The sequence below is a fragment of the Bacillus pacificus genome (assembly GCF_020861345.1).
Classification (GTDB): Bacteria; Bacillota; Bacilli; order Bacillales; family Bacillaceae_G; genus Bacillus_A; species Bacillus_A pacificus.
Window position 1 is genome coordinate 3,521,166 of the sequence record NZ_CP086328.1, and the last position, 22,462, is coordinate 3,543,627.

A 22,462-nucleotide genomic window follows, 5' to 3' on the forward strand; every position below is an offset into this window, starting at 1 on the left:
TCCTCTCATAAAAAAATATAAAAATGGTTTTTTTTACAATTTTTATATTTTTTATGAACAAATCGCGAAATATATAATGATTTCTTCACATACCCCTAGCTCCATATACAATCAAAATGACCATACAGGCGTTTGTCTAATTAAAAAAGAGACTGGCTCCTTTTCCATACGAAAAACATACTGTATACAGTAGTCCATGAATTATATAGATTAACTTACTCAAAAGGAGGAAAACATATGAGTTATGGTGGAAGTTGCGCTGGTTTCGGCGGTGGATTTGCTTTGCTTATCGTACTATTCATCCTTCTAATCATCATCGGCTGTAGCTGTTGGGGTGGCGGCGGATACGGATACTAATATATCCTATCCTTAACAAATGAACGAAAAACTATAAGAAAACAGCTCATATTTGAGCTGTTTTTTCATACTTTCGTATGAAGTTATGTCCCTCCTTTTTCTGATTTCAACTAATAAGAAAACGTTTACTATGAAATAAGAAATATTTTTACTTAGGAGGATTACAATGATTAAAGGTCTTTACGAAGCACATTTACCCGTCCGTAACTTAGAAGTGTCTATCCCTTTTTACGAATCACTTGGACTGAAATTATATAAAAGAGGAGACGATATTGCTTTCTTTTGGATTAAGGAAAATGAAAGTTGGCTCGGCCTTTGGGAAGGCACAGAATACAAAGTGAATTATCACCCCTCTTTACGACACATCGCCTTTCAAGTAAGTTTACATGATTTAAAAAATGCGATTCATTGGCTAAATCAAAAAGGAATTTCAGCACGAAAAGACTTTGGAATGGAACCAATTGAACCGATTGTTTTTCCAGAATTAGCGCATGCCGCCATATACTTTAACGATCCTGACGGAAATAGTTTAGAATTGATTGCACAATTACCTGTTGGACTCCCTACAGAGGAGAAAGTGTATTTAAGTGAGTGGAAAAAACAAGTTCAAGCATCATTATTACATAAGGATTAATCTTTTATGTCAGTTTCTTATTCCGCGCTTCTTAAAACAAATAATAACTTCAAAAAACTATTTTATGGGCAAACATTAAGTGTGCTTGGAGATTGGTTTCATACTGTAGCTTTATTAACGTTCGTCTATAGCATAACGGAATCTCCATTTATGATCGCACTCACCTTTATAAGTAAAGGTTTACCTCAGCTTCTGCTTAGTCCTTTCATAGGCGGAGTTGTAGATCGGTTTTCTAAAAAGAATATTATGATTTTTACCGATATTTTACGAGGCATAATCGTCCTCACTTACTTATTCGCACTATATAAAATTGAGATTATTTTCATTTCTAATATATGTTTATCCGTACTTTCTTGTTTATTTGAGCCGGCTAAACAAGCAACCTTAAAAAACATCGTACATCAAAATCATTTTGTAACTGCTAACTCTCTTTCTAGTACAATAAATGGTTTTATGTCTATTATGGGGGCCTCTCTTGGCGGGATTATTGCACAATCTTTACATATTGAATTCGCTTTTTTAGTAAATAGCCTATCATACTTTATTTCGGCCTATTTTATTTATAATATGAGTGTTCCCTCTTATGATACTTGTAAGAAGAAAAAAGCATTTTTTACTGATATAAAAGATGGTTACACATACATATTACAAACAAAAATCATTTTAATATTAATTCTTGTAGGCATTTCATGGGGGCTTATTGGAGGTGCTTATCAGCTACTTCTAACAATCTATGCCGAAAAAATTTTCCACACGAACATTGGGATTTTATATACGGTTCAAGGGGCTGGGCTTATGATAGGAAGCCTTCTCGTTAATCTTTACATATCCAGCAATAAAGAAAAAATGAAAAAAGCATTTGGTTGGGCCTACTTCCTACAAGGCGTTTTCTTTCTTGGATTCATTCTATCCGATCAACTTATTTTCGGTATCATTACATTGCTCTGTATGCGCATAGCAGGAGGAATCATCGTTCCACTTGATACGACATTACTTCAAACTTACACACACGAAAATATGATTGGTAAAGTTTTTTCCTTTCATTACTCTATTTATGGTTCACTTATACAGTTATCTATGTTCATTACAGGATGGCTATTAGAAATCCTTTCTCCTCAAATAATTGGTAGTTTTCTAGCTACATGCTGTATATTTGTAAGTTTTATATGGCTTTACCTGTTTTATCGCGGGAAACTTAATGAAGAATCTACTATTACTTAATAGCATGTTTATGTACATGCTATTTTTATTTATGTCGAAAAACAGAGGAAAAAGGCGATTTATTTTTCTTACGTTCTAATTTTTTAGAATGTACAATAAATTTAGATTATAAGAAAGGGGATATTATAATGTTTGAAGATAGGCTTACTATTTCAGCTGAGCAGCAGAAACTTATTTCCAATGCAACACGTATTCAAATTCTTCACCTTTTAAAAGACGAAGCACTCACTGCAAAGCAAGTAGCTACTAAACTAAATAAATCTGCTGGTAGCGTACATTATCACATTCAAATTTTGTACGATGGAGGGTTGCTTGAATTAGTAGAAACGAAGGAAAAACGAGGGATTATTGAAAAATATTATAAAGCAAAAGCAGCTCACTTCTATATTGAAGAAAGCGGCACAGAGGGAACGAATACAGATAGTCATATTGTATCTCATCTATTTTTAACTCCAGAGGAATTACAACAGCTTACTTGGGAGATTACACAAGTTTTATTACGATGGGAAAACAAAACCGCTCGTCACTCAAACTCTGAAGAGGAATACGCTATTTCCTGCAGGCTAAAAAAACAATGAAAGAAAGGACCAGCTGCTCATGAAAAATAAATTATTATTATTGTCTGGAACAGGAATTTCTCGTTTAGGTGATTTTATGTATCTCATCGCCCTAAACGTAATGGTGTTACATAGCACAAACTCCCCTGCTGCTGTAGCAGGATTATGGATTGTCGGTCCAATTGCGACCGTTGTTACAAAAATATGGTCTGGTAGTATAGTAGATCGATTAAACAAACGGTCTATTATGCTCATCACAGATATAATTCGGGCAGCTCTTATTGGCTGCGTTCCACTATTTGATTCTATTTGGGCCATTTATATTTTTATCTTTTTAACTCGTATCGCTACATCATTTTTCGATCCAGCTTCATTTTCTTATAAAACAATGCTTATACCTGCTGAAGAACGCGCTCAATTCAACGCTTGGAGTAGCTTTTGTACAAGCGGGGCTTTTATTATCGGTCCAGCTCTTGCTGGAATACTTCTCACCACGCACTCAGCATCCTTTGTAATTTACTGCAACTCACTTTCCTTTCTACTTTCTACTATTCTCATTTATTTCTTACCTAATATTACGTTACAAACAAAGCAAAGCGAAGAAGTTGCAAATACTTTCGTACAAACATTACGAAGTGATTGGAAACAAGTTTTTTCATTCGCTCGAACTGAAACGTACATTATTCTCATATTCGTTTTATTTCAAGCGACTATGCTTGTCGCTATGGCACTTGATTCACAAGAAGTTGTTTTTACAAGACAAGTACTGTTTTTAACCGATATAGAATACAGTATGCTTGTTAGTATAACTGGCGCTGCTTACGTTTCCGGTTCATTTCTTGTCTCTCTTTTTGCCAAACGTTTACCAATTCAATATTGTATCGGATTAGGGACAATTTTCACAGCAATAGGCTATGTAATTTTCGCCTTTTCAAATTCATTTATCGTCACGGCAGGCGGTTTCATTTTACTTGGCATTTCTTCATCATTTGCTGGTACTGGCTTTTTTACATTTTATCAAAATAACATCCCGGTTCATATGATAGGACGTATCGATAGCGTATTTGATTCCATAAAAAGTTTTATCCAAATCTTTTTCATTTTAGCAATTGGAGCATCCGCACAATTTCTTTCCGTTCAAATGACTGTAATAAGTAGCTCGTTACTCATCCTTTTCCTTTCCTGTTTATTAGCAATCCGAGTAATGACTCCTTCACGAGAAAAATATTTTAAGGCTACAGGATCATCATTGGAATATTAACCGCAACATAACAAGCGGCGATTTGCTAGGTAGTAAGCCCTCACTGATTAAAGTTTTACTTTATGTTAAAATATTAATGAAATTTGATTATGTAGGGGGGCTTTTTTGAATACTATATTCATGTTCATTTGTATTATATTAGTAGCTTCTATTTTACAAACGAGTACCGGTTTTGGCTTTTCTATTATGGCAACACCTTTCTTACTCATGTTATTTCTACCACAAGAAGCTATACAAATAAATATCATTTTATCATTCATTATTTCTATATCACTCATTTGGAAAATAAGAATGGACATTGATTGTATTCTACTGAAAAGATTAATTGTCGGCAGTATAGTTGGTGTTCCTTTTGGTATTTTCATTTTCGTTTCCATTAACATCAATACGTTTAAATTAGCAATTAGCATCTTGCTCTTACTATTAACGTTGATGCTAATCTGTAACTTTAAGATTCAATCAACAAAATCTAGAGATTTCTTAGCGGGAGGATTATCCGGTCTTTTAACGACAAGTATCGGTATGCCGGGACCACCTCTGTTACTGTACTTTACAGGAACTGATACAAAAAAAGAGAAGCTGAGAGCAACTACTTTAGCTTTTTATCTATTTATATATTTCATTAGTCTACTAACGCAAATACTCTTTACTGGCACAAACAAAACAATTTGGGAATCAAGTTTTTACGCTATTCCAATCGTATTTCTAAGTTTGTATATAGGTCAAATTATTTTCAAATGGCTTAATCAACGGATTTTTAAAATATTTACGTACATCCTTTTAAGTTGCACGGGCATGTACCTTCTTATTGAAAGTTTGCATTCGTTATAGAAGGTGCTTTAGTTTGTGTCATAACGGATAAGTTTTCAATATTTTTAAACGTGATAACAATAAAAAGCGGCTATTATGCCGCTTTTTATTTTCAAATTAAATATTTTAAAACTAGAAACCCACCTATCGCTATTACAAACACATTGAAAAAAATCAGCCAACTTTTTTCAAACTCTTTATATCTCTCTTCTTTCACCCCTCGTTGTTTTAGCTTCTCAATTACCGTTTTCAATTCTTGCTCATGCTCGGCACTTCCTAATTGTATATAGTTATTATCTATAGTAATTCCATATACATTCTTCATTTTTTTATGTCTCGAAACTGCTTGAATTGAACTAATTAGCACATTATACTCATTTATTTTTTTGAAATAACAATCTAACGATTTAATTCGTAATCTTGTATTTGTTAAAACAATGTAATAATAAAAAGTAGCCCCTGCGGTTACTATACTTGGTATAACTTTAGAATTTACAAGGCTCCCCTCTTCTACTAATATTTCACATTCAATTTCTTCTCCTTCTTGTAACTCTTTCCGAACTGATTCTTCCAACATTTGCACCGTTAATTTCTTCAATAATTCTCCGTTTTTCACATAATACTTATCTACATTTATAGTCTCATCCGCTTCTTTCTCTAAGCGTGCAATTTCTTCGTCTGAATATTGGAGCTCATTTAACATAGATAATAATCTTTTATCCATATTACACACTCCCTTTCCATAGTTTTTGAATTTTTTTCTTCCCACGAGAAATTCGATTGTATATATAATCCGCCGTTACCTTTAATTCTTTTGCAATGTCGTCAATGGAATATCCATCAATATACCTCTTTAAAAAAATATATCGATCCTTCTTGTTTAAATCTTGGACTATTTCCATAATCTCTTCTTCTTGTTCTATATCATACCTATCATGGACACCTGTATCTATCTCTACGTCTTTATCGACTTTATTCTCTTTATATACTTTCTTTTTATATTCCAATGCCTTTAATTTAGTAATACCAATCATCCAAGATTTGAAGTTTCCCTTTTCCATATCAAATTGTTCGATATGAAACCAAATAACAGTAAATACATCGTTATAACAATCATCCACATATTGTTTTTCAATAGGGCTACTTAATGATTTATGAATAATGTATAAAATTAATTTTCCATATTGATCAATCACTTCTTTCAAAGCATCTTGATCACGTTTTTTCATAGCTGTAATTAAATCCACTTCAGAATCGAAAATCATAAACATCTTCCTTCCTCAATTCCCCTTTAGCAGCTGCCTTTACTTACTATTGGCATTTCACTCTCATTTCCTATCACTTTTGTAAAAATTTTTTAATTTTTATGTATATGATAACAAATAAAATACCTAAGTTCAGAAAATGGTATCTACATTCTGAACTTAGGTATTAGCAATCAAACTATTCACTTAAACTAACATTTCATCACAAATCTCTGTTACATTTTTAAAATATTGCAAGTTCTCCTTCGCTTCAGATCTGCCTTTTTACTCATTTCTTATTAAATCCTTTTTCACTTAAAAACTCTTTCATATGCATTCTTTTTTCTTTAGACATAAATGAACTCATCGATTCCGTCCATGTTGCGTTTTTCTTATTTGATGATCTTTCTTTATAATACGCGCTCATCGTTTCATCGTATTCGTTTAGTAATTCATCATATTTCTTTTCATCATATCCATTTTCATGAAGGATTGCTGCTACTGGTAAGCGTGGTTTTACTCCATGATCTTCATCTGATACACCGACTGTCATTCCGAATACAGGATATACTTTATCTGGTAAATGAAGCAATTCGCTCACTTCTCTCGGATTATTACGAATACCACCAATATAACAAATACCGTATCCTAACGATTCTGCTGCTAACGCCAAGTTTTGCGCAAAGAGTGAAGCATCTACCGTTGCTACGATAAAGTCTTCTACTCCTTCATGCTTTATCTCTGTACCATGTTTTTCACATGCCATTTCAAGTCGTTTTAAATCTGCACAACAAACAAAGAATGCTGCGCAGTCCTTCACATGACGATTTCCGGATAACTCTGCTAGTTTCGCCTTTAAGTCTTGATCGGTTACATATATAACAGAGTAAGCTTGTACAAAATGCGAGGAAGCAGCATGCTGCGCAGCTTGCACCATTCTTTCTACTACATCTTTCGGAATGGATTCTTCTTTATATTTACGAACTGAAACGTGTTGCTCCATTTTATGTATCATCTCATTCATGAAAATCACTCCTTTTTTCTCTTCCTAATGAAAAATTAACATATCTTTTCCAATATTCACAACTTATAAGCACAAAAAGAGCAATTCTTTTTGAATTGCTCCTTTTAAAAGATCTATTAATACGGTAAATGAAATTATATCGACGATTTTTTCAATATATCAACGATTCCTTGCACTATATCGACGATTTTTCAAATATATCGTCGATTCGACAAAGGATATCGACTTACCGACAAATAACGACAAATTAACTCCAAATTATCCCTTATCTTATTACGCTGTTTTCAACACTTTAACACCTTTTACGATATTCCAAATGAAGTAATAAGTCCCTACAAGAATGAACACTGCATATGTGATCATGATCCCAATTCCAGCACCGTCAGATTGATTGAATCCTAAACCGTATATTCCTGATATCGCTACCCCTCCGAATAAAATTGCATACGGGAAAATATGTGACCAAAATGCTTTTTTCGCGTGATATTTCACTTCATCCTCTGCAACGAAGTACACGATAATTGGTAGTAAAAATGGTGCAAAAAAGATACTAAAGTAACATAGTGAAGATAATATATTATTTCCTTTCATCCGATTCACCTCTAAATAGTTTTTGTTATCTTCATTATGTCAGGAATCCATTCTAGAAACTATCGCTTTACCTTTCATTAAGATGACATATTTGTAAGATTCCCCTCAAAAAATCCCGCCTAGAATGCTAGGCGGGACCACGTCCACTATATTCGATTCATAAACCAATATTGCGTAATGGCTAAATATTCACGTATATTCGATGGAATGACAATTCGCTTTGGTGTTTCGGCCGGAAGACCTTCTAATTGTAAACCTTGCTTAGCTGCTATTTTTTTCGCTCTAAACATATGGAAGTCATTTGTTACGATCAGTCCTTTTTTCATATTGTCCGGAATTAAAGGTTTTGAGAATTTAATATTTTCATCTGTACTCGTTGACTTATCTTCCATTATAATGCGGTCTTCTGCAATTTTTAGTTTTATTAATTCATTTTTCATTGCTAATGCTTCTGAAATATCTTCCCCTTTTCCTTTTCCTCCAGACACAATAGCAATTGCTTTCTCATGTGCTTTCAAATACTCAGCTGCTTTATCAATACGATATTGCAATGAGTACGATGGTTTCGTTCCGTTTACTTTCGAGCCTAATACAATGATATAATCAGCTTCATAGGTCGCATTCATTTGCCCATGCTTATAAATGTTATATTGTAAAAATCCCACATAAACGGCGCAAACCATTATCATTCCTATCATATACTTCATTATTTTTTTCTTTCTCATATCTCTATACTCCTATGTTCTTTGCTTCTTTCATGATAATATCCATTTATTTGTTTGTATACAGACAAATTCCAATTCAACCTAATTTACCCTCTAGAAAGTAATATTTATATTTCTTTCGGGAACAGTAAGTACAACTTTGCACGAAGGAGTGTCTCTATTGCTTTTCTTTTTATGTAACGTATCGTTCTTTTTTATCTTATTTTTACTATCACTTAAGATGCTCGGTAAATCAGCTTTAGCACAACTAACGCCTCATGATTTTGGTGCTATTATCTTTTTATCTTATTTAGCTTTTCAGGCCATACCAGTCTCTGGTGCTTTGCAAGCTTTTCTCGGTATGGTCGTTATTACATGTTTGCATTTAATCCTTACAAAATTAAGCCTATTCAACAAACTAAATCGTTTCATTCTCGGGCACCCGATTATTTTAATTAAACATGGTGATATTATTTTTGAGAACTTACAAAAAAGTAGGTATCCCATTGCTGAATTACTTTCTAATCTTCGCGTCGCAGGATACCCAAGTGTTCATGAAATTGAATACGCTATTTTAGAAGCGAATGGAGCCATTAGCATTTTACCAAAGCGTGAACTTGTCCCATTAACTCCGAAAGATTTGAACATAGATGTTAAGTATGCTGGATTACCAATTGCCCTTATCGTTGATTCACAAATTCAATACGATAACTTAAAGTTAATTCATAAGGACGAAAAGTGGTTATATAAAGAATTAAAAGAAAAAGGCATCACAAATATTAAAAACGTTGCCTTTGCGTCTGTTCAAGAAACGGATGGATCTTTTGCTATTAGTTTAAAAGAATAAAAAATCCCCTTACTTGCTCAAGGGGATTTTCTTCATCATATTGCTTCTTTCTCGCCTGCCATGTTTAATGGCACAGGATGTTTCATACGATTCATCGTAAATACGATAATCGCTGTCAATACTTCCGCTACTGGCATAACGAGCCAAATTCCGTTTATCCCAAATAATTTCGGCATAATCCATAATAACGGAATAATAAATAGCAGCCCTCGGCTCATTATAATAAGTACTGATTTTGTCGTTTGTCGCACTGATTGGAAGTACTCTCCATACACAATGTTATAGCCTAAAAATACATATTGGATAAAGAACAAGCTCATACCTGTTAATGTTAACTCCAATAACTCTGGAGATTGGACATCAAATAGACCAATAATATATTTCCCGAAGAATAATCCGACAATTATTGCAACGCCTCCAAGTACAACTGCAATTTTCACTGCAAACTGCAATCCTTCACGAAGTCTCTTTGCTAAATTTGCACCATAATGGAAACTAGCAATCGGTTGTAATGCTGCACCTACACCAAAGAATAATAGTAATGTCATTGCATGAATACTATTCACCATCGCATAAGAAGCGACTCCTACTTCTCCTGCATATTGAACGAATGCAATATTAAAACCAATCGTTACAATCGCTACTGTACTTTCTGCTGTAAAGCTCGGGAAACCGATTATCATAATTTGTTTTACTGTATCCCATTCAAAATGGAATTTCGTCCATTTTAAAATACTACTTTTTCTAAAGAAATGCGTTAATAATACAAGGAAACCAATCGCTGCTGAAAGAATAGTTGCTGAAGCAGCTCCTGTCACGCCCCATTTAAAGATGAAAATAAAGATATAGTCAAACACTATATTTAATACAGCTGTTACAACTAAACCTGCCATTGCTAAATTAGGATTTCCATCATTTCGTATAAATGTACTTAAAATATTTTCTAAAACGTATATCATTCCAAATGTTAATAATACGTGTAAATAGTCTAACGCATACGGTAAAATTACTTCATTCGCACCGAATACGTATGCTAAATCTTCTATTCTCCATAAGCAAATTGCCGCTAAAACGCCTACAATAATGACTGCTACCGTCATGGATTGAGTAAAAATAGACCTTGCTCTTTCAATTTTATTTTCACCTAATGCAATGGAATATAACGTTGCCCCGCCCATTCCAATCCATAATGAAATAGAGAAGAAAATTGAAAACGCTGGAATAGCCACGTTTACTCCTGCCAATCCATTTGCTCCAACTCCCCGACTAATCATTACCGCATCAATTACAATATTAACCGACATTAATACCATTCCTAGAACAGCTGGTATTAAATAAGAAATAAATAAACTTTTTATCGGTTTTTCTCTTAATTTTTCTGTTGCTTCCATACTATTATGCTCCTTTTTTCAACTCTCTTTTCTTAGTTTAAACCTTCAAGTAACTTGAAAGTCAATAGAGAATTTAAAAAATAGGTAACTGAATTATCGTATTTAATACCCATTTGTAATGATACGAGTGCTACAGCTTATTGTTTTATTTTTTCATGATAGGAATTTGAATTTCTGTTACTTGCTCCTCTGGATTTTCTGTTACAGACCAATCGATTAATCCAATCTCAATCGCATCTCCACTTACTTCATATCCTTCTTGATCAATGTATGCAAGTAATTCCTTATACGTTGCATCTGTTTCTTCATACGGTCCATGATGATAAGAACAAGCATATAAACCTTCCTTAATCTCATCTGAATTATGCACTTCATACGGCATATAATCCAAAAGAATAAACACGCTACTATACGCTTGAAACTCATTTTGCATGAATCCTTTTTTCGCAACTGTTACACCAATATCTCCAGAAAATAAACTATCATCCATTTGCCTCATATTTTTTTGCAACGAATGAATGTAGTACTCAAACATATCATCCGTCGTATTCGGAGCAACCGCAATGGCTGTTATTTTTCGCCGCGGGATCTCTTTTATTACCATTTGTTTAGCTTTTGCTTTTGTTGCTTCCTTAATCAAATGAATTCTATGCTCCATTTTCGCCAAAGCATACTCAATTTCTCTTTGTTTTTTCAACATCATTTCTTGTTGTTTTTCCAACAAATTGAGTGCGTATGCTGGATTTCTTTCATCAATATATTTCTTAATTTCCTTTAATGGAATATTTAATTGGCGTAAAAACTTAATCGTATCTAATAGTGAAAATTGATCGATTGTGTAATAGCGATAATTTGTTTGTGGGTCCACAATGGACGGATGAAAAATTCCTTTTTCATCATAATAACGTAAAGTAGATTCCGCTATATTATGCATTTTTGCCATTTCTCCAATTGTAAAGCGCTTGTTTAATAACATCTTTTATTCCCTTCCATTTCTATTTATTTCATTATATGTTCATTCTATCTTCAAAACAAAAAAGAATTCCCTTAAGAGAATTCTTTTTATTCATTATTACACCTCTATAATTATAGGAAGAATCATCGGTTTTCTTTTCGTACTCGTATATATATACTTCCCTAAAGCTTCTCTTACTTCTCTTTTCAAAATACCCCAGCTATTCACTTTCTCTTTCTTTACATTATTAATCGTAATAACAGCTAATTTATTTAATTCCTTCAAAAATTCTTCTGAATCACGAACATAGACGAATCCACGAGAAATAATATCAGGACCTGAAATTATTTCTCCATCCACTTTATTAAAAGTAATAACTATAACGAGCATTCCATCTTCTGAAAGTTGTTTTCGATCACGTAATAATGCATTTCCAACATCACCAATTCCTAATCCATCTACATATATATTTCCTGCTTGTATTTTTCTCGATTGAATTGCCACTTGATTACTTATATCTACAACATCTCCATTACGAACGATAAAGATATTTTCTTTTTCAACACCAATTGATTCCGCTAGCAAGCTATGGTGATGTAGCATTCTAAACTCTCCATGAATGGGGATAAAATATTTTGGCTTCATTAATGTGAGCATTAACTTTAATTCTTCTTGATATGCATGGCCAGATACATGGACTCCAGTAGAACTGCCTGATCCGTAAATCACTCTTGCCCCTAATGCAAATAAGTTATCGATAATTCGCGAAACATTACGTTCATTTCCTGGAATAGGAGTCGCAGCTATAATAACTGTATCTTCTGGTAAAACATCTACTTGCCTATAGTTTCCACTAGCTAAACGCGCTAAAGCTGCCATTGGTTCTCCTTGACTTCCTGTACAAAGTATTGCGACCTGCTTTGGATCTAAATTATTTACCTCATTTGCTTCAATTAGCATACCATCTGGAATATTTAGATACCCTTTCTCTAGAGCAACTTCTACTACATTTACCATACTTCTGCCGAGCAAAGCCAGTTTTCGATTTGTTTTTATACAAGCTTCAACTATTTGCTGAACACGATTCACATTAGAAGCAAAAGTAGAAATAATCACTTTCCTATTTGCTTTCATAAATATTTCCTCTATCCGTTCCCCCACCGACCTTTCTGATGGGGTAAATCCAGGTCGTTCTGCATTTGTACTTTCAGATAGTAAAGCTAATACACCTTCACTACCTATTTTAGCCATTTTATGAATATCAGGATGTTGATTATTAACTGGTGTCAAATCAAATTTAAAATCACCTGTATGTACTATAGTACCTTCTGGTGTATGAAAAACAATACCGAGGCAATCTGGAATACTATGATTCGTTTTAAAGAAAGTTGTCTTAATAGCACCGAAATCAATTTCTGATTCTGAATGAATCACGATTAATTCTGTATCACCTTGAAGGTTATGTTCCTTTAATTTAATTTCAATTAAACCTAACGTTAACTTCGTCGCATAGATTGGTACGTTTAGTTGTTTTAAAAAATATGGTATTCCGCCAATATGGTCTTCATGTCCATGCGTCACGACTAATCCGCGAATTTTTTCTTTATTTTCTTGTAAGTAGGTGACATCTGGAATGATTAAATCAATTCCTAATAAACTTTCATCTGGAAATTTTGATCCACAGTCAATAACGACAATATCATTTTCAAATTGAATAACATACATATTTTTCCCTATTTCATTTACTCCACCTAAAGCAACGATAGACACGTTGTTTTTTAATGACTTCAAACTATAAACCCTCCCTTTCACAGTTACAACTCGTGAAATAGTATTTAAGCTTTATTATTCGTAATGAAAAAGGACTTCATACTATTTCATACATATAAAATTCACAAGCTACTCTTATACCTATATCCCCTATAACACAGGTTCTCCTTAAAAAAGCCCCATTTTTTCATTGATTTTTTGTAAAATCTATTATATATTAATTACAGGTTCAAATTACGAGTTCAAAAGAACTTGTAATCAGACCCTTTGTTTAATGGGTTTTACATATTTTCATTAGGCAAATTCCGAGAAATCGTATGATAAAAATAAAAATAATAAGGAGAGGATCCGATGGAATTCGAATTTTTCTTTCAAATTGCACTTATTTTATTAAGTACAAAGCTTGCTGGTGATCTTAGTGTTAGATTAGGTCAACCTTCTGTACTAGGTAAATTAATTGTCGGTATCGTTATCGGTCCAGCTGTATTAGGTTGGATTGAAAATTCAGAGCTTCTAACACAATTAAGTAATGTTGGTGTTATTCTTTTAATGTTTATGGCAGGACTTGAAACAGACTTAGAGGAATTAAACGCAAATCGTAATTCTTCTTTAGCTGTTGCACTTGGAGGTATCATTCTTCCATTCGTAGGTGGTTACGTTTCTGGTCTTATTATGGGAATGGAACAAGGAAATGCTGTATTTTTAGGATTACTTCTATGTGCGACAAGTGTTAGTATTTCCGTACAAACACTTCGCGATTTAGGAAAGATGAAAACACGTGAAAGTACAACTATGCTGGGCGCAGCTGTATTTGATGACATTCTTGTCGTTATTTTATTAGCATTTGCAATGAGTTTCCTAGGTACAGACGATGTTAACTTAACAATGATTATCTTGAAGAAAGTTGTATTCTTCGCTTCTATTATTTTAATCGGATGGAAAGGTGTTCCTGCGATTATGCGCTGGTTATCACCGCTACGCGTATCTGAGTCTATCGTGAGCGCGGCTCTTATCATCTGTTTCTCATTCGCATATTTCGGCGAACTATTAGGAATTGCTGGTATTATCGGTGCTTTCGCAGCTGGTATCGCAATTTCTCAAACGAACTACAAACATGAGGTAGAAAAGAAAGTAGAACCAATTGCTTACGCTATGTTCGTTCCAGTATTCTTCGTAAGTATCGGTATGAATATTACATTTGACGGTATTGGCGATCAAATTTGGTTCATCCTAGCATTAACAGTAATCGCTGTATTAACGAAACTAATCGGTTGTGGCTTAGGTGCACGAATGACTGGATTTGACGCTAAGTCTTCTGCAATTATCGGTTCTGGAATGGTTTCTCGTGGTGAAGTTGCACTTATCATCGCAGGAACAGGACTTTCTTCAGGTCTACTAGCACAAGATTACTTTACAGCTATCGTTATTGTCGTTATTTTAACTACAATGATTACACCACCAATGTTAAAATACACTTTTGGTGCAAAAGATAAAGCAATGAAAGCAAGTAAATAAGTTTAATAAAAAAAAGCTTACTATCTTATAAGATAGTAAGCTTTTTTTTCGTTTTATCTTTAAACAATCCCGTTCGTTTTTAACCATTTTTCAAAAATAATTCGCGCTTCATCATCATCAATATCATTACGAAATGAATACACCATAATGCCATAATCATCTACATATTCACCTAGCTTCATTTCCTCCACTTTCTTATAAAAATCGTCTACCTCATAGTGTGGAATATAAGCATCCCAAACTGGTTCATGTATTCTTTTGTACGCTGTCACTTCTAAATCATATCCATCTTCATAATATCCGATGTGATAATCTTGACTAGGATCATATTTCTTCATAATAATTTCCCTCCCTTTGAAAACGTATCATATTTCACCTAATAAAGTGAAACTTTAATCAGCCCTCACCAATCGGACTTTAATGGGCAGCCCGCCCCCCACCTAACTCCTTTGCTTTCGCTGCATTTTGAGGTGGGGGTCTTACTGCCCATTAAGTGGGATAAACAAAAGCGAGCTGTAATCACAGCTCGCTCGATTCATTAAATGCGTTCCATCGCTGTCTTCAACGTTCCAACAACAAAGGCAATTTCTTCACTTGAAATAACAAGTGGTGGCGCTAATGTTAAGACGTTATTATATCCTGCTGTTGTCATACCGTTTCTACCTATAATTAACCCTTTTTCTTTGCAAGCATTTACAACACTTGCAATTTTGTCGTTATCAATTGGCTCTTTCGTCTCTTTATCGTTTACTAGTTCAATTCCCACTAGTAGACCTTTTCCTCTAATATCTCCAACAAGTGGATGCTCCCCAATTTCTTCTTTTAATTGCTCTAATAAAAGAGAACCCATTTGCGCAGATCGCTCAATTAAATTTTCATTTTCCATAATTTCTAAGTTTTTAAGTGCTAGTGCACAAGCTGCAGGATTTCCACCAAATGTATTAATATGACGGAAGAATTCATATTCTCCCTTTCCTTTAAATGCTTCATATATTTCTTTTTTCACAGCTGTTGCTGATAATGGTAAATATGCACTCGTAATGCCTTTTGCCATTGTAATAATATCAGGCTTCACATCATAATTCATAAATCCAAATGCCTTTCCTGTACGTCCAAAACCGCAAATCACTTCATCGCTAATAAGCAGGGCACCGTGTTTTTGACACGTTTCATGAACAGCTTTCATATAGTCTTGTGGCGGCATTAAAATGCCTCCGCCTGTAATAATTGGTTCCATAATAAAAGCTGCAATCGTTTCACTTAGTTCCCATGTCATGACCCGATCTACTTCTTTTACACATTCTACATCATAAATGTTCTCTCTTTCTATTCCAGGCATACGATAACAATCTGGCGGCGTTACATGTAAAAATCCTGAAGCAAATGGCTCATATTGATATCTACGCTGTGCTTGTCCCGTCGCTGCCATCGTTGCCATTGTATTCCCATGATAGCCGCGGTAACGTGACATAAATTTATAACGATGTGGTTCACCTTTTTGCGCATAGTATTGTCTCGCTATTTTAAAAGCTGTTTCGTTCGCTTCCGAACCACTATTAGAGAAGAAAATAACATACTCTCCTCCAAGCCATTCATTTAATTTTTCTGCAAGCTTTATAGCCGGTTCATGTGATTGTGACATCGGAAAGTATGATAATGTTTGTAATTGCTTATAGGCCGCCTCTGCAAGCTCTTTTCTGCCATATCCACTATTCACACACCAAAGACCACTCATACCATCTAAATATCTTTTTCCTTGTATATCTTCAACCCAGCACCCTTCTGCTTTTGCCCCTACCATTGTATTATTTGGACTAAAGGGACGCATTCCGTGCCAAACATATTGCTCATCTTTTGCTAATAATTCATCAGTCTGTTTCGTTTTCATCATTTCTTCCACCTTCCATAACAACTTATTTTTCACAAAAGCTGCGCTGGTACCATGATGATTTAAATTTCTCCCTGCTTATTTTCATTCCACAAAATTAAGACAAATCCTACTTACAAAGCAGTATTATTTACAAGAAAATGACAAAAGAAAAAGGAGCTTTTCTTATCTATCGAAAAGCTCCTCTTTTTTAATGCGAAGACGCGTCACTAATACCATGCCCAGTATTAGATTTCACGAGAATTTCATCAAATTTCGCTGCATCTTCTTTCTTACTAGATAAAACAGTTCCTAAATACGCTGCAAGAAATCCGAGCGGAATCGAAATAATTCCAGGTGTCGTATATGGGAATATCGCTTCCCCAACAAATATAGCTTTTCCAGCTACAGGGTTCCATACATTTGGGCTTAACGCTACAAGAACAATAGCTGATACAAGACCAGCAATCATACCAGAGATGGCACCTGTTGTATTGAAGCGCTTCCAATATATTGTGAATAATATAACTGGCAAGTTTGCACTCGCTGCAACTGCAAATGCTAACGAAACTAAAAATGCTACGTTCAATGTTTGAGCAAATAACGCTAGTATAATAGATAATACAGCTACTCCAATAGACGCATAACGAGCCATGGATACTTGCTCTTTTTCCGTTGATTTCCCCTTACGGATAATTTCATTATAAAAATCATGTGCGAATGCGGATGCTGCTGTTAATACAAGGCCTGCCACTACAGCTAAAATCGTTGCAAAAGCAATTGCTGATACGAAAGCAAATAAGAAATCTCCGCCCAATGCTTTAGCTAATAAAGGTGCTGCCATATTACCAGCTGGATTTGCTTTAATAATTGCCTCATTTCCTACAAACGCTGCTGCCCCAAATCCTAAGAAAATCGTCATAATATAAAATGCACCAATTAACCATGTCGCATATACAACAGATTGACGTGCCGTTTTTGCATCACGTACTGTAAAAAAGCGGACAAGAATATGTGGTAACCCTGCTGTACCAAGAACTAGTCCTAAATTTAAAGATAGCGTATCAAGACCATCTTTATACTTTACACCGGGATTTAAAAACGACTCTTTTAACGGAGTAGCTGTTTTCATTTGCGCGAACATTTCCGTCACACTGAAATTAAATTTGGCGAAAACGATTACAGAAATAATAAATGTACCAGCCATAAGTAATACAGCCTTAACGATTTGCACCCAGCTCGTCGCAGTCATACCACCAAAAATAACATACACAGTCATAAGTGTACCAACGATTAATACAGATGTTGTATATTCGATTCCTAATAATAATTTAATAAGTGCACCCGCACCAACTAATTGTGCAATCATATAAAAAATGGATATCGTCATCGTATTAAGCGCTGCAACTCCGCGAACTTTTTTCGCATCAAAACGCGCCGCAATCATATCTGCTAATGTGTATTTCCCCAAGTTTCTAAGCGGCTCTGCAACTAAGTATAGTACAACTAAATAAGCAACTAAGAAACCGATACTATAGAAGAAACCATCAAACCCAGTTAACGCGATCGCTCCCGCTATACCAAGAAAAGACGCAGCAGACATATAATCTCCCGCAATGGCCAGACCATTTTGCCAACCAGTTAATCCCCCTCCAGCTGTATAAAATTCACTCGCATTTTTCGTTTTCTTCGATGCAAAATAAGTTATGACGAGTGTACCAAGTACGATGATTAAAAATAGTGCAAAAGCGGTTGTATTCAAAGTCAGCCCCTCCCTTTTTGCATCTCTTGCAGAATGTTTTGTGAGATTTTATCAAAGGATTCAGCTTTTTTGCTGTAAATCATACATAATGACCACGTCATAATAAATTGTGCAAAAGCAAATATCCACGCCCACGTAACATCACCAAATGCCGGTGTATTGAGTACCTTTGAATACGATGTTAAAATAGGTAACGCAATAAAAAAACTTAAAAAGAAAATACTCATTGGAACGATGAACTTCTTTTTCGTATTTAATAACAATTGAAATTCTTCTGACTGAACAACCTCTGTATAATTCACCTCATTTTGTAACTTACGTGCTGACGTATCATCTCGTTTCATTCTCTAATCCCCTCTCTTACTGAAAGTACAATTCCCCCTTGTATACCCAAAAACTAAATTTTATAAATATTCAGAAACTTATTTTCATTTTAGACAATCCATACATTCCTGCAAAGATTTTTCGATAGACATTTTTCGGCATTTTCCCCTAAATTTTTAATATACTTTTTCAACATAAAATTCACGTGCCAGTGCAGCTTTCATACTCATTAAAACAAAAACAGAAGTAATGCTTATCCCACCACTTCTGTTTTTTTCTCTTTTTCTAAATTACGAGCTGTTTCGCTTAATTCAACGTCTTTTCCATCTTTAAGTGTTCCAAATATGAAATCGAATACTGGATTTGAAACACCAAACCAAAATTTTTCATTTTTATAATGGTGTAATATGTGCTGTTTTTTTAGCCACCTACCAAACTTGGTGACGGGACGAATTGGCTTATGTGCAATATAATGTTTCCATTCATAAACGAGAAGCATAATAATCATTCCGATTCCGAATGAAAGTGTAATGGTAACACTTTTTGTTATCACGTATGATATAAGTAAATATATAGTAAAGCTCGGTATACTAAACCATACAGGCAAAAATAAAAGTTTTAAATCATCTGGATATACGTGATGGTCATAATGTAATCTTCTTAGCATTTTTAATAAAAATACGTTTTTAGGTGGTTTTAAGTGAAATAAAAACCGGTGTGTCATATATTCGTTTAGCGTATAAAAAATAATCCCAAACAAACATGCTAACAAACCGATCCATGTAAAAAATTGCATTTTTAAAATAATAATAAAAACAAATAAAATACTATACATAATAACGATATCATGTTGTAAAAAGAACTCTTTCCCCACCCTCTTCATCTTCCTTCCCCCTTTTCAAAAGAAATAGTCGCAACATATCGTTACGACTATTTCTTTTCTATATCTTATTCTATACGCTTTACAAATTTGCCTGTTGCTCTATTGTCGAGAAAAAATTGTTCGGTCCAAATATATTTTGCTTTGGAATAATATGTTCTACCGCAAACACTGTTACTTCTCCTCTTTGTACCTCTCCAATGATAAGTCCAAATATTTCATGATTTACAGCAAACGTTGGTTGCTTTGTTTGTAGTAATCTTGCTGCATTATGAAATACCGCTTCATATAGTGGATTTCTATCAGTAATTTCTTTTCTAATTTTTGGTGCTAACGTAATAATGATTTCTTTTCCGTCAATAGTGGTTCGATACATAAAAATCTCCCCTTCAATCTTATGTGAACAACTGTAAAGCTTTGTATGCAAAATGGATAGAATATCCTACTAAAATAATACCTGCTCCGGCTGTTATATAGCCAAGTGCTTTTTGCTTTAATAATGTTCTGCCAAAATGGACAGAAAAAGCAATATTTACATTCCATAAAATAATACCAACGATAATACAAAGACTGTACAAAAAGGCTTCTTGTTTCGTTACCTTCGTAAGCAATGAGCTAAGTGTACTTCCGTATATACCAAACCAAAAAACAAGATTTAATGGATTGGATATCGCAATTAAAAAACCTGCCATAAACGATTGTTTAAGGCCGCCTACCTCTTCTTTTTTATATTCCATATTCGATTGAGAAATTCCTTGTTTTACACTTTGAAATCCTAAATAAAATAATAAGAAAAACCCTGTGCAATACATAAAAGCTTGTACATATGTATACATAAACAGAGAAGATAAACCGAAATAGATGAGAAGCATAAACAAAATATCTGCTGTCATTCCACCAATTCCAACAACCCACGCATGCCAAAAACCTCGTTCAATTCCTCGTTTTAACATTTCAATATTAATCGGACCTACTGGCGCAGCTAATGAAATACCTAATACAATTTGTTGTATAATTGCTCCAAACATCACTCTATCCTTTCTACTTCCTTTACTATTAAGTAATGATGTAATAATTAAAAATAGACTAGCTTTCCTCAAAATATTTACTACTAAAATACCCTTTTTTATCCAAAATATGCAAAAGAGCCATCCAGATGATGACTCTTACTTTTCTATCTTATGAAGAAAAGGACATTTTCCTTTTAACGGTTCTACATCGTCTCCTATAAAGTATTGTTTCCATTCACGATGATCCGGATCACCATAATGACTAATGTTAGGATGTTTCGGCAGCTGATCCCACTTTTCAACTCGCTCACGGACCGTTTGCCTAGAATATGCTCCTTTAGGACGATCCCCTTCTAATCCATCAAATATAGTACGTGGCTGAAATCCAATAACGAGAGAATTTCCTAAATGCCTAGTTTTTCGTTGTTTATAGGCTGGTGCGTTTCCAAATGCGAATATCGGTTCCCCGCCAAATGAAAATTCCCATAAGTAATGATCTGGGTCTTCAGGAATTTGCTTTGGCCATGTTTCCTTATCGTTTTCATGTAAATATTGTAGTACTTTCCAAAAGTAATCACGGTAATATTCCAGTGATTGCTCCTCACATTCCGGTTCTACAAAAAGAAAAAAGCCTCTTCTTACAATTGGACGCTCTTTCATTAACTCTAAAAAAGATAACATTGTATGTGGCAAATGACTCCAATCATTATGAGAGAGAAATGAATAACGAAGTTCGTTCTTTTTTAAAGCTGTTAAGCCGAAATAACACGGAAAAGTTGGTTCTAGCACAACACTCGAAAAATTTTGAAATTCCTTTGCAACCCAATTCGGTATGTCGTTTCTCGTTCTCATTCCTTCATTATCTAATAAATAAGACTCATTCATTCTTTCACCTCATTATGTATAGCGTTCAATTAAGACTATTACATACTCGGCCTGTCCTATACCTATTAAAAAATTTGGCTAAAAAATTATTTAAAAATACAAAAAAATAAAATCGCTTACTTGACTAAATTCTCCCAATTCGTGTATATTTAAATTAATCATTTAGCAGAATATTCAAGATTATAGCATTTTTAGTTTATATTATCTTTTCAAATGAATTTCACTAAATGAAAAAACGTAAATGTTTTCTAGGAGGAATTGTAACATGCAAGGAAAAGTAAAATGGTTTAACAACGAAAAAGGTTTTGGATTTATCGAAATTGAAGGCGCTGACGATGTATTCGTACATTTCTCTGCTATTCAAGGCGAAGGCTACAAAGCTTTAGAAGAAGGTCAAGAAGTATCTTTCGATATCACTGAAGGAAACCGTGGACCTCAAGCTGCTAACGTAGTAAAACTTTAATCCAACATATGACAGGAGGTTACCTTACTTGGTAACCTCCTTTGTTATTCCTTTGTATATTTCCGTTTTCCAGAGCAAAAACTATGTGAAATGCGCACTATACAAAGGAGGAATTATTAATGGGATCAGAAGTAAATGATTTTGAAGAAGTGAAATTCCGTGTAGAAACAGCACAAAAAATGGTAGGATCAGCGACAATTTCAATGGATCCAGATACATTAGAGCATGCGACTACTGCTGTAGAAGCAGCTCGCTCTCAGCTTGAAATTATGAAATCTGTTGCAACAGATTTAGACGAGCCATTTTTAATAAATGAGGAAAAGAAATTAAGCGAGTGCGAGCATCAATTAAATGAAGCGAAGCACTAAAAAACATCCAGAGAGTTTTCTC

Annotated in this window: 26 protein-coding genes; 10 read left to right on the forward strand and 16 right to left on the reverse strand. The window is 34.2% G+C overall.

What is annotated here, in order from left to right; translation table 11 throughout:
* Positions 1 to 237: 237 nt before the first annotated feature.
* The 6 genes from LMD38_RS18265 to LMD38_RS18290 all read left to right on the forward strand — a co-directional run bounded on the left by LMD38_RS18265 (position 238) and on the right by LMD38_RS18290 (position 4,861).
* The gene (locus LMD38_RS18265; RefSeq protein ID WP_000120179.1) at positions 238 to 357 is read left to right on the forward strand and encodes a YjcZ family sporulation protein; all 120 of its coding nucleotides are present in this window, start codon (positions 238 to 240) and stop codon (positions 355 to 357) included.
* 166 nt (positions 358 to 523) lie between these two features.
* The gene (locus LMD38_RS18270; RefSeq protein ID WP_208754954.1) at positions 524 to 991 is read left to right on the forward strand and encodes a VOC family protein; all 468 of its coding nucleotides are present in this window, start codon (positions 524 to 526) and stop codon (positions 989 to 991) included.
* Between the two features lie 6 nt (positions 992 to 997).
* Positions 998 to 2,212, forward strand: coding sequence for an MFS transporter (locus LMD38_RS18275; protein WP_228919876.1), 1,215 nt, complete (start codon positions 998 to 1,000; stop codon positions 2,210 to 2,212).
* Positions 2,213 to 2,340: 128 nt separating this feature from the next.
* On the forward strand, positions 2,341 to 2,790 hold the full coding sequence (locus LMD38_RS18280) for an ArsR/SmtB family transcription factor (protein ID WP_228919877.1): 450 nt from the start codon (positions 2,341 to 2,343) through the stop codon (positions 2,788 to 2,790).
* A 19-nt stretch (positions 2,791 to 2,809) separates the two neighbouring features.
* Positions 2,810 to 4,030, forward strand: a complete 1,221-nt coding sequence (locus LMD38_RS18285; protein ID WP_228919879.1) for an MFS transporter — start codon at positions 2,810 to 2,812, stop codon at positions 4,028 to 4,030.
* A 105-nt stretch (positions 4,031 to 4,135) separates the two neighbouring features.
* Complete coding sequence (locus LMD38_RS18290) at positions 4,136 to 4,861, forward strand: sulfite exporter TauE/SafE family protein (protein ID WP_228919881.1); 726 nt, start codon at positions 4,136 to 4,138, stop codon at positions 4,859 to 4,861.
* A gap of 91 nt (positions 4,862 to 4,952) precedes the next feature.
* On the opposite strand, the gene LMD38_RS18295 is transcribed toward LMD38_RS18290, so the two are convergent.
* The 5 genes from LMD38_RS18295 to LMD38_RS18315 all read right to left on the reverse strand — a co-directional run bounded on the left by LMD38_RS18295 (position 4,953) and on the right by LMD38_RS18315 (position 8,424).
* On the reverse strand, positions 4,953 to 5,564 hold the full coding sequence (locus LMD38_RS18295; RefSeq protein WP_228919883.1) for a flagellar motor switch protein FliG: 612 nt from the start codon (positions 5,562 to 5,564) through the stop codon (positions 4,953 to 4,955).
* A 1-nt stretch (position 5,565) separates the two neighbouring features.
* Positions 5,566 to 6,111, reverse strand: a complete 546-nt coding sequence (locus LMD38_RS18300) for a sigma-70 family RNA polymerase sigma factor (protein ID WP_142238272.1) — start codon at positions 6,109 to 6,111, stop codon at positions 5,566 to 5,568.
* Between the two features lie 262 nt (positions 6,112 to 6,373).
* Positions 6,374 to 7,108 (reverse strand): oxygen-insensitive NADPH nitroreductase, encoded by a 735-nt coding sequence (gene nfsA / locus LMD38_RS18305; protein WP_228919885.1) that lies wholly within the window; start codon positions 7,106 to 7,108, stop codon positions 6,374 to 6,376.
* Between the two features lie 273 nt (positions 7,109 to 7,381).
* Positions 7,382 to 7,699 (reverse strand): magnetosome magnetite crystal formation protein family, encoded by a 318-nt coding sequence (locus LMD38_RS18310; protein WP_228919888.1) that lies wholly within the window; start codon positions 7,697 to 7,699, stop codon positions 7,382 to 7,384.
* 146 nt (positions 7,700 to 7,845) lie between these two features.
* Positions 7,846 to 8,424 (reverse strand): YdcF family protein, encoded by a 579-nt coding sequence (locus LMD38_RS18315; protein ID WP_001227683.1) that lies wholly within the window; start codon positions 8,422 to 8,424, stop codon positions 7,846 to 7,848.
* 160 nt (positions 8,425 to 8,584) lie between these two features.
* Between LMD38_RS18315 and LMD38_RS18320 the strand changes: the two genes are divergently transcribed.
* Entirely contained in the window at positions 8,585 to 9,250 is a 666-nt protein-coding gene (locus tag LMD38_RS18320) for a DUF421 domain-containing protein (RefSeq protein WP_100633641.1), read from the forward strand.
* A gap of 35 nt (positions 9,251 to 9,285) precedes the next feature.
* Here the strand turns inward: LMD38_RS18320 and LMD38_RS18325 are convergent, their stop codons facing one another.
* From LMD38_RS18325 to LMD38_RS18335, 3 genes are all read right to left on the reverse strand, one after another.
* The gene (locus LMD38_RS18325; RefSeq protein WP_100633639.1) at positions 9,286 to 10,641 is read right to left on the reverse strand and encodes an MATE family efflux transporter; all 1,356 of its coding nucleotides are present in this window, start codon (positions 10,639 to 10,641) and stop codon (positions 9,286 to 9,288) included.
* 145 nt (positions 10,642 to 10,786) lie between these two features.
* A complete protein-coding gene (locus tag LMD38_RS18330) occupies positions 10,787 to 11,617 on the reverse strand; it encodes a MerR family transcriptional regulator (protein ID WP_000925926.1) in 831 nt (276 codons plus the stop codon).
* A gap of 96 nt (positions 11,618 to 11,713) precedes the next feature.
* A complete protein-coding gene (locus LMD38_RS18335; RefSeq protein ID WP_208754957.1) occupies positions 11,714 to 13,387 on the reverse strand; it encodes a ribonuclease J in 1,674 nt (557 codons plus the stop codon).
* 330 nt (positions 13,388 to 13,717) lie between these two features.
* Here LMD38_RS18335 and LMD38_RS18340 point away from each other — a divergent pair, with 330 nt between their 5' ends.
* Positions 13,718 to 14,881, forward strand: a complete 1,164-nt coding sequence (locus tag LMD38_RS18340; RefSeq protein WP_000393887.1) for a cation:proton antiporter — start codon at positions 13,718 to 13,720, stop codon at positions 14,879 to 14,881.
* 59 nt (positions 14,882 to 14,940) lie between these two features.
* Here LMD38_RS18340 and LMD38_RS18345 read toward each other — a convergent pair whose 3' ends face one another.
* The 8 genes from LMD38_RS18345 to LMD38_RS18380 all read right to left on the reverse strand — a co-directional run bounded on the left by LMD38_RS18345 (position 14,941) and on the right by LMD38_RS18380 (position 21,609).
* Entirely contained in the window at positions 14,941 to 15,219 is a 279-nt protein-coding gene (locus LMD38_RS18345) for a DUF3986 family protein (protein WP_227585691.1), read from the reverse strand.
* Between the two features lie 200 nt (positions 15,220 to 15,419).
* Positions 15,420 to 16,769 carry an aspartate aminotransferase family protein gene (locus LMD38_RS18350; protein ID WP_071757467.1) on the reverse strand — a complete coding sequence of 450 codons (1,350 nt, stop codon included), beginning with the start codon at positions 16,767 to 16,769 and terminating at the stop codon, positions 15,420 to 15,422.
* Between the two features lie 190 nt (positions 16,770 to 16,959).
* Positions 16,960 to 18,510 carry a solute symporter family protein gene (locus LMD38_RS18355; protein WP_001098251.1) on the reverse strand — a complete coding sequence of 517 codons (1,551 nt, stop codon included), beginning with the start codon at positions 18,508 to 18,510 and terminating at the stop codon, positions 16,960 to 16,962.
* A gap of 2 nt (positions 18,511 to 18,512) precedes the next feature.
* On the reverse strand, positions 18,513 to 18,854 hold the full coding sequence (locus LMD38_RS18360; RefSeq protein ID WP_000817374.1) for a DUF485 domain-containing protein: 342 nt from the start codon (positions 18,852 to 18,854) through the stop codon (positions 18,513 to 18,515).
* Positions 18,855 to 19,087: 233 nt separating this feature from the next.
* Entirely contained in the window at positions 19,088 to 19,717 is a 630-nt protein-coding gene (locus tag LMD38_RS18365) for a sterol desaturase family protein (RefSeq protein ID WP_228919890.1), read from the reverse strand.
* A gap of 79 nt (positions 19,718 to 19,796) precedes the next feature.
* Positions 19,797 to 20,090, reverse strand: a complete 294-nt coding sequence (locus LMD38_RS18370; protein ID WP_000286361.1) for a hypothetical protein — start codon at positions 20,088 to 20,090, stop codon at positions 19,797 to 19,799.
* A gap of 19 nt (positions 20,091 to 20,109) precedes the next feature.
* Positions 20,110 to 20,742, reverse strand: coding sequence for a LysE family transporter (locus tag LMD38_RS18375; protein WP_000466557.1), 633 nt, complete (start codon positions 20,740 to 20,742; stop codon positions 20,110 to 20,112).
* 138 nt (positions 20,743 to 20,880) lie between these two features.
* Positions 20,881 to 21,609 (reverse strand): YqcI/YcgG family protein, encoded by a 729-nt coding sequence (locus LMD38_RS18380; RefSeq protein ID WP_016717045.1) that lies wholly within the window; start codon positions 21,607 to 21,609, stop codon positions 20,881 to 20,883.
* Positions 21,610 to 21,874: 265 nt separating this feature from the next.
* On the opposite strand from LMD38_RS18380, the gene cspB reads away from it, so the two are divergent.
* A complete protein-coding gene (gene cspB, locus LMD38_RS18385; protein ID WP_001161727.1) occupies positions 21,875 to 22,072 on the forward strand; it encodes a cold shock-like protein CspB in 198 nt (65 codons plus the stop codon).
* A gap of 119 nt (positions 22,073 to 22,191) precedes the next feature.
* Complete coding sequence (locus LMD38_RS18390; RefSeq protein ID WP_000534391.1) at positions 22,192 to 22,440, forward strand: DUF2564 family protein; 249 nt, start codon at positions 22,192 to 22,194, stop codon at positions 22,438 to 22,440.
* Positions 22,441 to 22,462: the final 22 nt, after the last annotated feature.